Annotated in this window: 11 protein-coding genes; 4 read left to right on the top strand and 7 right to left on the bottom strand. The window is 61.0% G+C overall.

Translation table 11 applies throughout. From position 1 onward, the window contains the following. Positions 1-2: 2 nt before the first annotated feature. The 4 genes from N554_RS0111855 to lptF form a co-directional block, all read right to left on the bottom strand. Positions 3-938, bottom strand: coding sequence for a SurA N-terminal domain-containing protein (locus N554_RS0111855; protein ID WP_029583659.1), 936 nt, complete (start codon positions 936-938; stop codon positions 3-5). A gap of 78 nt (positions 939-1,016) precedes the next feature. Then, positions 1,017-3,515 carry an LPS-assembly protein LptD gene (locus tag N554_RS0111850; RefSeq protein ID WP_371259479.1) on the bottom strand — a complete coding sequence of 833 codons (2,499 nt, stop codon included), beginning with the start codon at positions 3,513-3,515 and terminating at the stop codon, positions 1,017-1,019. Beyond that, positions 3,515-4,612, bottom strand: a complete 1,098-nt coding sequence (gene lptG / locus N554_RS0111845) for an LPS export ABC transporter permease LptG (protein ID WP_029583657.1) — start codon at positions 4,610-4,612, stop codon at positions 3,515-3,517. The genes N554_RS0111850 and lptG overlap by 1 nt, the downstream gene beginning before the upstream one ends. Continuing rightward, positions 4,609-5,778: an LPS export ABC transporter permease LptF gene (gene lptF, locus N554_RS0111840; RefSeq protein ID WP_029583656.1), complete on the bottom strand. Its 1,170-nt coding sequence runs from the start codon at positions 5,776-5,778 to the stop codon at positions 4,609-4,611. Before lptF ends, lptG begins: the two co-directional genes overlap by 4 nt. A gap of 347 nt (positions 5,779-6,125) precedes the next feature. Between lptF and N554_RS0111835 the strand changes: the two genes are divergently transcribed. From N554_RS0111835 to N554_RS0111825, 3 genes are all read left to right on the top strand, one after another. Continuing rightward, complete coding sequence (locus N554_RS0111835) at positions 6,126-7,628, top strand: leucyl aminopeptidase (RefSeq protein WP_029583655.1); 1,503 nt, start codon at positions 6,126-6,128, stop codon at positions 7,626-7,628. Further along, entirely contained in the window at positions 7,625-8,077 is a 453-nt protein-coding gene (locus N554_RS0111830) for a DNA polymerase III subunit chi (protein WP_029583654.1), read from the top strand. The genes N554_RS0111835 and N554_RS0111830 overlap by 4 nt, the downstream gene beginning before the upstream one ends. A 212-nt stretch (positions 8,078-8,289) precedes the next feature. Continuing rightward, entirely contained in the window at positions 8,290-8,739 is a 450-nt protein-coding gene (locus N554_RS0111825; RefSeq protein WP_245283578.1) for a hypothetical protein, read from the top strand. 31 nt (positions 8,740-8,770) lie between these two features. On the opposite strand, the gene N554_RS0111820 is transcribed toward N554_RS0111825, so the two are convergent. From N554_RS0111820 to N554_RS38220, 3 genes are all read right to left on the bottom strand, one after another. After that, positions 8,771-10,639, bottom strand: a complete 1,869-nt coding sequence (locus N554_RS0111820) for an ABC-F family ATP-binding cassette domain-containing protein (protein ID WP_029583652.1) — start codon at positions 10,637-10,639, stop codon at positions 8,771-8,773. Between the two features lie 90 nt (positions 10,640-10,729). Then, the gene (locus tag N554_RS41920) at positions 10,730-10,915 is read right to left on the bottom strand and encodes a hypothetical protein (protein ID WP_029583651.1); all 186 of its coding nucleotides are present in this window, start codon (positions 10,913-10,915) and stop codon (positions 10,730-10,732) included. Between the two features lie 238 nt (positions 10,916-11,153). Beyond that, positions 11,154-11,399, bottom strand: a complete 246-nt coding sequence (locus N554_RS38220) for a sulfur globule protein precursor (RefSeq protein WP_081851235.1) — start codon at positions 11,397-11,399, stop codon at positions 11,154-11,156. A 280-nt stretch (positions 11,400-11,679) separates the two neighbouring features. Here N554_RS38220 and ndk point away from each other — a divergent pair, with 280 nt between their 5' ends. Continuing rightward, positions 11,680-12,102, top strand: coding sequence for a nucleoside-diphosphate kinase (gene ndk / locus N554_RS0111805; RefSeq protein ID WP_029583650.1), 423 nt, complete (start codon positions 11,680-11,682; stop codon positions 12,100-12,102). Positions 12,103-12,151 lie beyond the last annotated feature (49 nt).

Here is a 12,151-nt window from a genome sequence, read left to right as displayed (position 1 = left end):
TTTCAACGATATTCGATCATCGCGGCCTTGCGGACTTCCTGCAGGTACGATTTCGATTTCGCTTCGTATTTTTCGGCGTACATCTTGTCTCGGATTTCCTTCTTTTTCGGCGTGTCGACGGTGGTCGGCTTCCTTCCGCACAGCGCAACCATCTCGACGCCCTGTTTCGTCACTTCGGGAGCGGTCAAATGGCCGATGGGCGTCTTGTCGAGCACTTCACGAAGAACGGCCGGTATGTCGGCCGAGGTCTTGGTCACGGTCTCGCGTATTGCGGCATTTTGCATGGACTTGAAGTAAGCGTTTGCCTCGTCGCAGCTTTGCACGCGGCTCCGTAACGCTTCGGCTTCCTTGCGTCTCGACTCGACGGCAGCCGGCGCTGATCCGCGTGGGACGATCAAAACGATCGGCTGCATCCGGTATTCGAACGATTCCACCTCCTGCTTGTCGTCGCCGTTGACCTGAACAGCGGCGGCGACTTCCTTTTCTCCGACCTGGAGGCTCTGCTTGAATCGGCCGCGGACCAGGCTGGTCCAGATCATCTCGGCCTTCATGCGGGCCTTCAGCGTGTCGGGTCGGATGCCCTGACTTTCAAGAGATTTTGTCAGTTGCTCCGGAGTGATTCGCATCCGCGAACTCATCGCCGCGTAAGACTGATCGATATCGGACGAGGTGGGATCGACCCCGAATTTCTTGCCTTCCTTGATCTTCACCTTCTCGTCGATCAATTCATCGATCACCTGCTGTCGGTTGGCAGGTTTGTGAGTTGTCAGGGCGGTCAGCTTGCTGCGCTGCTCGATGTCGTAATTGGTGATGGGTTCGCCATTGACCATGACGGCCACGGTTTGCGCGCGCGATGGCGAAGCGCCAGTCATCAGGATCAGCCCCGCGGCACAAGCCATGATGAGAGGCGAAAGGCGATGAGAGAGTGTGGTCGTCATGATCCTATTCGCTGTATCAACCGATTCGAACTGGAGCCGCACCGCGGGAATCGTCCTCCGCAGGAGTGTCGGCGCGCCCTATTGGATACCCGCAGATCCGCCACCTGACGCGGACGTATTGGCAATGGTCCGCAGACCGATTTGCAGCATGAAGGCCTGACTGAGCACGGGCGGCGTAGGGCCTGCGGAATAAGAGAAAGAGGTGACATAGTTGGCCGCCAGCACGAAGCAGTCGTCCACATACCCGGCGCCGACGACATATTGGTTGATCTGGTTGGCCACCAGATCCCATCGGGCAGCTCCCGTCACCACCCAGTTCGCCCCTACCTTGACCGATCCGCTGGCCAAAATCCCTTCGCGGCGCGTCAGATATCCTATCTCCGGTTGCGCGGCATAGTCGCCGTACATCAGGCTGACCGACCAGCGGTCGAAATTGGCCCGGCCTTCGGTTTCGAAGCGCTGCAGGCTTCCGGTTGCCTGATCTAATCGCGCGCGCGTGCTGAACGTATAGGTTCTGTTCGGCGAATAGTTGAGGCTGGTGACGTAGTCCGATTTCGGAGTCGCGAGACCGGAGTCGAGACCGGTATTGGTCATGTCCTGGACCCCGAACGAATTCAGGCCGAACAACTGATAGGATTGCCCGAACAGGAATTTGATGGCGCCGCCGCGGTCGAATTGCGTTGTTGCCTGCACGCCGACATTGGCACGGCCGCCGCCTTCGACGCGGTCATAGCCCGAGAATTTATCGACGCTGAACAGGTTGCTGGTGTCGAAAACCAGACTCTGGGCGTCTTCGTTGGGAAGCTGGCCTGCGTAGGATTCGTTCGGCCGGATAATGACCTGCGCGATCGGCTCGATCGTCGTGGTGCCCCAGGGCTGAACGTTGATGAAGGGATAGCGATATTCGAGGCCGACCGTTGGCATCACGCGAAGCGCGTTCGTGTCGCCGACCGGAAGGAAGTTGGAGACGCCCGGCTGGTTCGAGATTTCGGCATTGATCGCATCGGCACGGACGCTCGCAAACGGCGTCCAGATTTGACCGGCGGAATCGGTGAACGATCGCCGCCACTGCCCCTCAGCCGTCAGACGCGTGTAAGTGCCCGGAATGCCGCGAAGCAGGCATTGCGACGGCAACCGCGCGAGCGGATCGGCGGACGCCGTTACACAGAGGCTGGCGGTGTTCGCCAGTGTCGTGATCGGGTCGAAGACGGCGGTATTCCGCGTAAGGCTCGTGAGATTCGTCTTGTAGCTGAACTCACCGCCAAAGATCGGATGGTTGAGCACGTTCGAATAATCGAGAACCGGGTGAATCACCGGGACCTGGTCCTGGAAACCCGAATAGCTCAAATAGTAGATCGTGCGCGCATCGAAGTAGCTGCGATTGCCGACGCCCGTCAGATAGAGCTGGGAAATGGCTTCCGTCGGCAGGCTGAGAAACGAGCCAAACGGATCCCTGTATTGGGCCAGCCTGTAATCCGAGAAAAAGTAGAAGTCCGAGAGCAGTACGCCGTCCCAGCCCCACACCCATTTGTCGTTCGGCGCGAACTGGCCCTTGGTGTCGATGCCACCGCGGAAGGTGCGGTCTCCGGGCAGACCGGCAAAGGCTCCGGGGTCCAACTGGTCGATGCCGTAGGCGCGGATTTGATATGCGCCGTTGATCAGGCGCTGACGAAATTCGCCCTGGAACAGCACGCCTTGCCGGGAGGTGAACCGCGGGTTGAAGGTCGCGTCGTAGTCGGGAGCGATCGCCCAGTAGAACGGGGTTTCGACGGCATACCCAAAGGTCGAAGCCTGGGAGATGCCCGGCATCAGGAACCCGGTCTTGCGCTTCACGGTCGGATCGGGCGTCGAGAAGTATGGCAGATATGCCATCGGAACCCCGAAGAACTCCAGCTGCGAGTTCTCGAAGTACAGCATCTTCTCGGTCTGGTCGTGAATGATGCGCGCGCCCTTGACCTGCCATAGCGGCGGCTTCTTCGGATCGTCCCTACAGGGTGCGCAGGCGGTATAAACGCCGTTTTCGAAGACGGTGTAGTTGCCGCTCGATCGGTCCGCGCGGGTCGCCGCCATTCGCGTCTGGTCGGCGGTGTCGACCCGGAGCGAATCGACGAAGCCGTCGCGGTAATCGTCGCTTAAATCCATAATATTGGCGTAGGTGATTTTGCCGTCCGCATCGGTCATGCGGATGTTGCCTTCGGCATGAAGGCGCTTGGTCTTCTGGTCGTAGATGACCTTATCGGCTTCGACGCTCGTGCCGTTATAGAACAACTGCACGTTGCCGACCGCCGACACGCGCGAGTTGTTGTAGTCGTAATCCACCTCGACCGCCTGGACGAGCATCCTTCCGTCGTTGGCGGCAGGCGGCGGCTTCGGCCGGGGAGGGAGCGGATTGTAGGTGAAGCCTTGCGCTGAGGCCGGGGTCGTTAAGGCAACACCTAGCGCGTCGGCAAAAATCAATCCGAAGACGAGGGCGAGGATCGGTCGGCTCACGGCGGCCAAGCGGGTACGGTGACGGCGCACAGCGGTGCGCCGCCCGAACACAGGCGAGCTTCCTTGGCGGGCGGCGACAACGGCCACTACCCGTCCTCCTGGTACAGCAAGGCCAAAAAGCCGGTGAGGCCGCCCACGCATACGGGCAGCCACGCCGAAGCGATGGGATGCATCAACTCAGCCTTGCTCAAATCCTCAGTTACTTTCGACAAAACGTAGAGCAGAAAGCCTGCTCCCACGCCACTTAAAACCATCTTTTGCACGCCGCCGAAGCGGAAGAACCGCAGGCTGACGGCGGCGGCCAGCATGACCATTGCAGCCAGCAAAAATGGCTGTGCAATCAGCTTGTGGTACTGCAACCGATACCCAGCAGTGGCGAATCCGGAGCTTTCTGAGGATCGGATATAGCTCGGGAGTTGCCAAAAAGACACAGTTTCCGGCGTGGAGAAGCTGTTGCGGACCTGCGCTGGCGTCAGGCTGGTCGTGAGGGAGAAGCTGTCCTGGTCAACCGGCGGTCCGTCCAGAGAGTAACGGCGTGCGTTTTTGAACAGCCAGTGTCCTTCCTCAAGGGTCGCCTCGCGCGCTTCGATTCGTTCCTTGAACTGGTAGTCGGTATCGAATCGGAACACGGTCAGCCCGGTCAGCCGCACGCCCTGCTGCTCGCTGCGGGCGGCATTGATGATGGCCTGGCCATCGCTGTTCACCTGATTGATCCAGAAGCCGGATGCGTCCTGAATGCCGCCGCCGGGAGCGGAGCCGAACAGCTCCGCCTCCATCCGCTTGGAGAGTTCGCGCAAGTTGGCGGAGATCGGGTTGTAAGCGGTCGTTGCCAGGATTCCGAGTACGAGCGCGCTTGCCAGCGCCGGCGCGATGAACTGCCAGGCGGATACGCCCGCGGCGCGCGCCACCACGAGTTCCAACCGCCGCGAGAGCGCCAGATAGCAGGTCATCGCCCCGATCAGAATGCAAAACGGCATCATCTTTTCGAGCAATTGCGGCACACGGAACAGCGAGGTCTCCGCGACCGTGATGGCCGAGGCCGAAACCAGCCCCGAAGTCTTCCGGACCATTTCGATGTAATCGACGAGCACCAGCAGGACGAAAATGCTGGCAAACACGCCCACCGCCGAGACCACGAAGCGGCCGGCGAAGTATCGCCCAAGCGTGTTGGTCATCATGCTCATGCTGTGGCGGGCCGCCCGAAAAGCCGCAAAAGACGCGCGTTCGATTTGTTGATCGCTTCCATCAGCGCAGCCGGCGGTTCGACCACGACGCTGCCGAGGATGATCCAAAGGCTTGCGCCGATGGCAAATGCCAGCATGAGATATTGAACGAGGGGAGCGAGCGGCGATTTCACCGCCACGACGGAGCAGGCGAAACCCGCCATGCGCAGCCCGAACACGGCGAGGATGGCAGTAGAGATCGAAAAGTTGCGGCTCTGGCGCGTCGTGCGCGGCGCGCCGAGAAAGGCAAAGGTGAGCGCCGCGAATGCAAACGGGTAGATTGGCGCCATGAAACGGTCATGCAGCTCGGCGCGGAACTGTCCGGGCAACTGGGCGTAGACCGCATCATCGGCAGGCGGCGAAAGCAACTCCCAAAGGTAGCGTTCGCGAATGCCCAACGTGACGTCGCGGCCTTGATTCGAGAATTTCGACATGTCGAATGCATAACGGCCGAACGCCACCAGCGCGGGGTCGCGCTTGCCGACTTCGAAGCGTTGGAGATTTCCGTCCTCGAGGATCAGAAACGAGCCGGTCTCGTTCTTCATGACCGTTCCGTGGTCGGCGATGATGCTGACACGTTCCTTGGGATCGCGGCGGTCGTCGACAAAGATGCCGACAAGCACGCCGCCGGGTTGCCGCTCTCGAATGCGGATGGTCAGGTTCTGATCGAGCTGAGCGAAGCGGCCGGGCTGCAGGATATTGGCCAGCACATCCGCGGTGATTTCGGCATCCCATTGCTTCAGGCGGCGCATGCCATCGGGCGCAAGATAAGAGGCGATGAAGGCAACCATGATCGCCACCACCAAGGTGGCATAGAGAAACGGACGGAACAGCCGGAATGGCGAGAAGCCGGCCGCGTTCATCACGATGATCTCAGAGTCGGTCGCGAGCTTGTTCAGCGTGTGCGAGATCGCGATCATCAGGGCGATGGGCGAGATGATCAGCACCAGCGCCGGAATGACCAGACTGGTGACGCCGAGGAAGGTGAGGATGGTCTGACCCTGGCTGGTCATCAGGTCGATGCCGCGCAACGCCTGCGTAATCCAGATCACCCCCGTCAGGCTGACCAGAACCAGCGCAAACGACGCGAGCGTCGTGCGAAAGATATACCTGTCGATCGACCCCATCGTTACCGCACGATCCCCGCCCCCTGCGAGCTGAAGCTGCGGCTGGCGACCAATCCCGAATTGGGGATCCCCCTTGGTCGCGCCGCCATTCGTCCAGCCCGCTCCGTCTATCACTAGCATCCCTTTGATCCATCAACAAAATGGCTGGGCCATGGCGCCCGCCGGATATGGTTAATATTCGAGCTATGTGGCCCCCCGGCCACGACCGGCGCTTGGCAGGGCAGCCGCCGACAGGTCATAGTGTCCGGGACCTGCTCTGGACGGACGTGAATCACAGCCGAAGAGAACATTCAAAGCCGCCCGCCGGGTTCCCGACCAGCGACAGCCCTGATTTTGGAGGATTGCCTATGCCCGACGCCGTCAAGGTCGGATTCGTTCCGTTTTCCACCGCCCCGCGTGGGGTTCTGGTGGTATTCTGCGACGATACGTTGAAGTTCGGTGCGGCGACCCGCGAGACGCTGGGCGGGGCGGCCAATCTGGTCAAGCGCGCCGCCGACACCAACCAGTTCAAGGGAAAGAGCGGGTCCACGCTCGATATTCTGGCGCCGGAGGGCCTCAAGGCCTCGCGACTGATCGTGATCGGCGCTGGCAAGCTTTCGGCCATCAAGGACAATGATTTTCTCAAGTTTGGCGGCGCGGCGGCCGGCAAGCTGCGCGCCGGCAACGGTGTCGTGACGATCATTGCGGAATTGCCGACAGGGGCGATGACGGCCGATCAGGCGGCCGCGGTCGCATCGGGCATACGGCTGCGCGCCTATAAGTTCGACCGTTACAAAACCAAAAAGAAGGACGGCGATGAGGCCGCATTGCGCGCGGACGTTTCGCTCGCGGTCGATGATGTGGCGGCTGCGCGAAAGGCGTTCGCCCCTCACGCTCACATCGTCGATGGCGTCGTCATGGCGCGCGAACTGGTGAACGAGCCTCCGAACGTCCTTTATCCGGAGGAATTCGCGCGCCGCGCCAGCCAGCTGCGCAAGCTCGGCGTCGATGTCGAGGTACTCGACGTCAAGGCCATGACCAAACTCGGAATGGGCGCGCTGCTCGGTGTCGCCCAAGGCTCGACGCGGCCCGGCCGCACCGTGATCATGCGCTGGAATGGCGGCAAGCGCGGCGATCAGCCGGTTGCTTTTGTCGGCAAGGGCGTTTGTTTCGATACCGGCGGCATTTCCATCAAGCCCGCAGGAAGCATGGAGGATATGAAGGGCGACATGGGCGGCGCAGCTTGCGTCGTCGGACTGATGCATGCGCTGGCCGCGCGGAAGGCCAAGGTCAACGCGGTTGGCGCCATCGGCCTTGTCGAGAACATGCCCGACGGCAACGCGCAACGTCCCGGCGACATCGTGACGTCGATGTCCGGGCAGACCATCGAGATCATCAACACCGACGCCGAGGGTCGATTGGTGCTGGCGGACGTGCTCTGGTATGTGGCGAAAAAGTTCAAGCCGAAATTCATGGTCGATCTGGCAACGCTGACCGGTGCGATCATGGTCGCGCTCGGCACCGAATATGCCGGCTTGTTCTCCAATAACGATGAACTGGCCGAACGCTTGACCAAGATCGGGCTTGCAACGGGAGAGCGGGTCTGGCGCATGCCACTTGGCCCGGAATACGACAAGCAGATCGATTCGCAGTTCGCCGACATGAAGAACACCGGCACCCGTCATGGCGGTTCGATCACCGCCGCGCAGTTCCTGCAGCGCTTCGTCGACGACACCCCGTGGGCGCATCTAGATATCGCGGGAACCGCGATGGGCGCGCCGAAATCCGACATCAATCACAGCTGGGGTTCGGGTTACGGTGTTCGCCTGCTGGAGCGGCTGGTCGCGGAGTACTATGAAGCCAAGCGATGACCGAAGTTCTGTTTTACCACCTGCAAAACATGTCGCTTGAAAACGTTTTGCCTTCCTTGCTCGAAAAATCGCTGGAGCGTGGCTGGCGGGTCGTGGTGCAGTCGACATCGCAGGAGCGCACCGATGCGCTCGACGCTCATTTGTGGACCTATCGCGACGATTCGTTCTTGCCGCATGCCACCTGGCGCGCCGGCGATGCGCAGGATCAGCCGATCGTGCTAGCGGTGGAAGAGGGCAACCCGAATGGGGCCAATGTCAGGTTTCTGATCGACAATGCCGGCTTGCCCGCGGATTCGCACGCCTATGATCGGATGGTTTTGGTCTTTAACGGCGACGATGGCGAGGCGCTGGCCGCCGCGCGGGGCGCCTGGACGGATTGCAAGGCGCGCGGATTCGAGGTCACCTATTGGCAGGCCGACGAGCGCGGCCGGTGGCAGCGGCGGGAATAGCAATGTCCGGCAATTAACGATAATTTGCAGTTTCGGTCCATGCACTTGCAGCTAGCCACGGTCGTGCCGCAAAGTGATGGTGGGACAAGCGCTTAGGCGACGGGGTGGGAACTTAAGTAATCGTGCGAGACAAAAACTCTCATCGAAAACAACTGTTTGCGTTGCTTCTGCTTGCCCCTGCCGTCGTGGGCTGTTCAGGCGCGTCCGACCTTATGTCGAAAGATGCGGAATGGTTTTCGCGCTCCGGCAGGCTATTCATCCGAAACGTTTCGATTGAAACTCCGCCGCTAAGCCCCAGCAAGGCGGTTACTGCGGAAGATATGGTCAGTGCCGATGGGCTTTGCCCGGGGATGACGCCTGCCGGCGGAGCCGCAGACGCGTTGACCGACGGCGCCGCTGGTGCGCCACCCCCATCGACATCGGGATCGGTGGCACTTGGTCATACCGAATGCGACGTCGTGCGCGGCATCGGCGCACCTGACAGCGTCAATCTCTCCACCAACCCCCGCGGCGATCGGGTGGCGGTGATCAATTACTCGAAGGGGCAGCGCGCCGGAATCTACACCTTCACATCCGGACGGCTGAGCTCGATCGAGCGTGCACCTGAGCCGGTCGCGCAGCCCAAGACTGCAAAGCCCAGGAAGAGGCAGGACGCGACGTAGCCGTTCCCTGCATTCTTGCAGTGAAATTCGCTTAGCCCGCCGCTTCGTCATATTGCGAACTTGCCGCCAGCCATTCTTCCTCGGCCCGCTGCAAGGCGCTCGCCGCACCGGCCCGCGCCTTGCTGAGCTGGGCCGCCTGCTTCGGGTCCCGCTTGAACAGATCCGGCAGCGCGAGCGCCGTGTCGATTTTCGAGATAATGCCGTTGATGCGCGCGATCTCGGCCTCGGCCTCTGAGATTTTCTGCTTCAGCGGAACCCGCTTTTCACCCTTGTTGCGCGCGGCCTTGTCGCGGCCGTTGCCGCGTTCGCGGTCGCGCGAATTCGTGCGCATGCCGCGGGCCGACAATACCATGCGCCTGTAATCGTCGAGGTCGCCGTCATAGGTCGTGACGGCATGGTCGGCTACGACCCACAATTGATCGGCGCAGGCTTCGATCAGATAGCGATCGTGCGAGACCATGATGACCGCGCCGGGAAATTCATTGATCGCCTCCGCCAGCGCCGCGCGGCTGTCAATGTCCAGATGGTTGGTCGGCTCGTCGAGAATGATCATGTTGGGACCGAAGAAGGTCGCAAGGCCCAGCAGCAGCCGCGCCTTTTCGCCGCCCGACAGGCTTTTCACGAGAGTGTCGCCGGCCTTGCCCGAGAAGCCGATCGCCCCGGTGCGGCCGCGCACCTTGGTTTCGGGAGCGTCCGGCATCAGCTTGCGGACGTGATCGTAGGGCGAGCCGTCTTCGCGCAATTCGTCGAGCTGGTGTTGCGCAAAATAGGCGATAGAAATCTTCTCGGCGCGCGTGATCGTGCCCGAAAAAGGCGCCAGCCGGTTGGCAAGCAGTTTGACCAGCGTCGATTTGCCGTTGCCGTTGGAGCCGAGCAACGCGATGCGGTCGTCGGTATCGATCCGCAAGGTGACGCGGTTCAGCACCGGGCTTTTCGGATCGTAACCGACCGAAACATCGTCGACCGCAATGATCGGCGGCGACAGCATCTTTTCCGGTGCAGGGAAGGTGATCTCCCGCACGTCTTGCGTGACTAGCGCTGCGATCGGCTTCATCTTTTCCAGCATTTTCACGCGGGACTGGGCTTGGCGCGCTTTCGACGCCTTGGCTTTGAAGCGGTCGACAAAGGCCTGCAGGCGCTTGCGCTCCGCGTCCTGGCGCTTGGCGTGCTTGGCGTCGAGCATCTCGCGCGTGGCGCGTTGCTCCTCGAACGAAGAGTAGGTTCCGCGGTAGAGCGTTAGTTTGCCGCGGTCCAGATGAAGGATCTGGTCCACCGACGTATCCAGTAGATCGCGGTCATGACTGATGACAATGACCGTGCGCGGATAGTTCGCGAGATGGTCTTCAAGCCACAGCGTGCCTTCGAGATCCAGATAGTTGGTCGGCTCATCCAGCAGCAGCAGATCGGGAGCTGCAAACAGCGTCGCGGCGAGCGCCACGCGCATCCGCCAGCCGCCGGAAAATTCCGAACATGGCCGCGCCTGATCTGCGGTCGAGAACCCGAGGCCGCTCAGGATCGCCGCGGCACGGGCGGGCGCCGAATGGGCGTCAATGTCGACAAGCCGTGTCTGGATTTCCGCGATCCGGTGAGGATCATGGGCGGTGTCGGCTTCGCGTAGCAGGGCATCGCGCTCTAGGTCCGCCTTGAGCACGACCTCAAGCAGGCTTTCCGGCCCGTTGGGTGCTTCCTGTGCCAGACTGCCCACGCGCCAGCGAGGAGGGATGGTGATGGTGCCGGTCTCTGTCGGCAGTTCGCCGCGAATGGCGTGGAACAGCGTCGATTTACCGGCGCCGTTGCGACCGATCAAACCAACGCGCGCGCCGGGGACGATCTGCGCGGAGCCATGATCGATCAGAAGCCGTCCGGCAATCCGGACCGATATGTCGGTGATTGAAAGCATGCGGGGTTGTCACCGGACCCGGCGCCAAACGCAACCCGTTTATGAGCGAAATTTGCCCCCGCCGATCGCCTATGCCGAAAATTCAGTCAGCTAATCCCAGCATCGGTCTTCGCCGTCCCGCCTGCGCAATTCGTCCATCAGACCCTGCAAATGCGGTGACAGGCGCGAAGTTTCGGGGCGCAGATCTTGCTGCAGCCGTTCACCTATCGCGTCGCAGATCGATCGAGTCGTCCTGTGATCCATTTGTTCGCTGTCGTCGGTGATTCGGCTGTTCATCACGCTTCCGTGCACTTCCGCTTCAAGGAGATCGCACCGGACCAAGTTACTAGGATGCAAATTGTTTCCCCTTGGTGGTCAATTGCCTGCCTTTTCCAGCCAGAATGGAACGAAGGATGCCGGATGGTTCCTCCTTAATGACTAAAAGGAAAGCCCCGGCCACAAGTGGGCCAGGGCCTTTTGACTTCGGAGCGCTTTTGACTTCGGAGGGCCTTTGACTTCGGATGGGGAGTTCAGATCAATAACAGCGATTTACCGAGCGCCATCTGGGCCCCCACGGGGTTGGGACCAATCGCCGCATATAGCAGCCGCCGTTACCATAGCCATAGGCCGGGCCGCCGACGAAGAAGCGGGGACCGCCCCAGCCATGATGCCATCCGCCCCGCCAACCGTGACCGCCCCAGGCGGAGGCGGAGGTCGGCGCCAGCGCCGCCGCACCCAGCGATGCCGCGGCAACTGCAACAAGCGAGAGTTTGCGTAACATGGTCGTCTCCTCAAGGTTCGGCGCTGTGTCGGCGCCTTCGGAAAGTGCTGCCGTCCCCCCAATCCGCGAGGCGTTCGGCTGATTGAAGCCTATCCTTGAGAAGGTGAACGAGATCGGGATGTTGGTTTCAGAGAAGGTTCATCTTTGTGAAATTGTTGCAATTCGAAGGCTTCGGTTGGCCGCCGAGACAGCCCGAGTCTTTCGCTGATCGCTTGCCGTTCGCCGACAGCGCCGATATAAGCGCCGCAACTCCCATCCAGCCCTGTTCAAGGACGAAATCATGGCGATTGAGCGCACCTTTTCGATTATCAAGCCCGACGCAACCGCGCGTAACATAACGGGCGCGATCAATGCGCTGATCGAGAAGGCGGGGCTTCGGATCGTTGCCCAGAAGCGCATTCGCATGACCCGCGAACAAGCCGAAACCTTCTACGCCGTCCACAAGGAGCGTCCGTTCTTTGGCGAGCTGGTGGATTTCATGACTTCCGGTCCCGTCGTGGTGCAAGTTCTCGAAGGCGAAAACGCCGTGCTTAGGCATCGCGAAGTCATGGGCGCGACCGATCCTGCCAAGGCGGCCGATGGTACGATCCGCAAGCTGCACGCGAAATCGATCGGTGAAAACTCGGTGCATGGATCGGATGCGCCTGAGACCGCCGCAATCGAAATCGCACAATTTTTCTCAGGCAACGAAATCGTCAGCTGATTGATACGGGCAGCGGCAAGCAAGCCGCGCGGAAACGGCCTCCGGCCGA

This window comes from Bradyrhizobium sp. URHD0069 (assembly GCF_000701345.1).
Classification (GTDB): Bacteria; Pseudomonadota; Alphaproteobacteria; order Rhizobiales; family Xanthobacteraceae; genus Bradyrhizobium.
Note: the sequence above shows the minus strand (reverse complement) of the source record. Positions and strands in the feature narration are given on the sequence as shown.

Coding starts and splice junctions, on each gene's coding strand:
- N554_RS0111855 (WP_029583659.1), bottom strand. CDS start 938: ATGACGACCACACTCTCTCATCGCCTTTCGCCTCTCATCATGGCTTGT.
- lptG (WP_029583657.1), bottom strand. CDS start 4,612: ATGAGCATGATGACCAACACGCTTGGGCGATACTTCGCCGGCCGCTTC.
- lptF (WP_029583656.1), bottom strand. CDS start 5,778: ATGGGGTCGATCGACAGGTATATCTTTCGCACGACGCTCGCGTCGTTT.
- N554_RS0111835 (WP_029583655.1), top strand. CDS start 6,126: ATGCCCGACGCCGTCAAGGTCGGATTCGTTCCGTTTTCCACCGCCCCG.
- N554_RS0111830 (WP_029583654.1), top strand. CDS start 7,625: ATGACCGAAGTTCTGTTTTACCACCTGCAAAACATGTCGCTTGAAAAC.
- N554_RS0111825 (WP_245283578.1), top strand. CDS start 8,290: ATGTCGAAAGATGCGGAATGGTTTTCGCGCTCCGGCAGGCTATTCATC.
- N554_RS0111820 (WP_029583652.1), bottom strand. CDS start 10,639: ATGCTTTCAATCACCGACATATCGGTCCGGATTGCCGGACGGCTTCTG.
- N554_RS41920 (WP_029583651.1), bottom strand. CDS start 10,915: ATGAACAGCCGAATCACCGACGACAGCGAACAAATGGATCACAGGACG.
- N554_RS38220 (WP_081851235.1), bottom strand. CDS start 11,399: ATGTTACGCAAACTCTCGCTTGTTGCAGTTGCCGCGGCATCGCTGGGT.
- ndk (WP_029583650.1), top strand. CDS start 11,680: ATGGCGATTGAGCGCACCTTTTCGATTATCAAGCCCGACGCAACCGCG.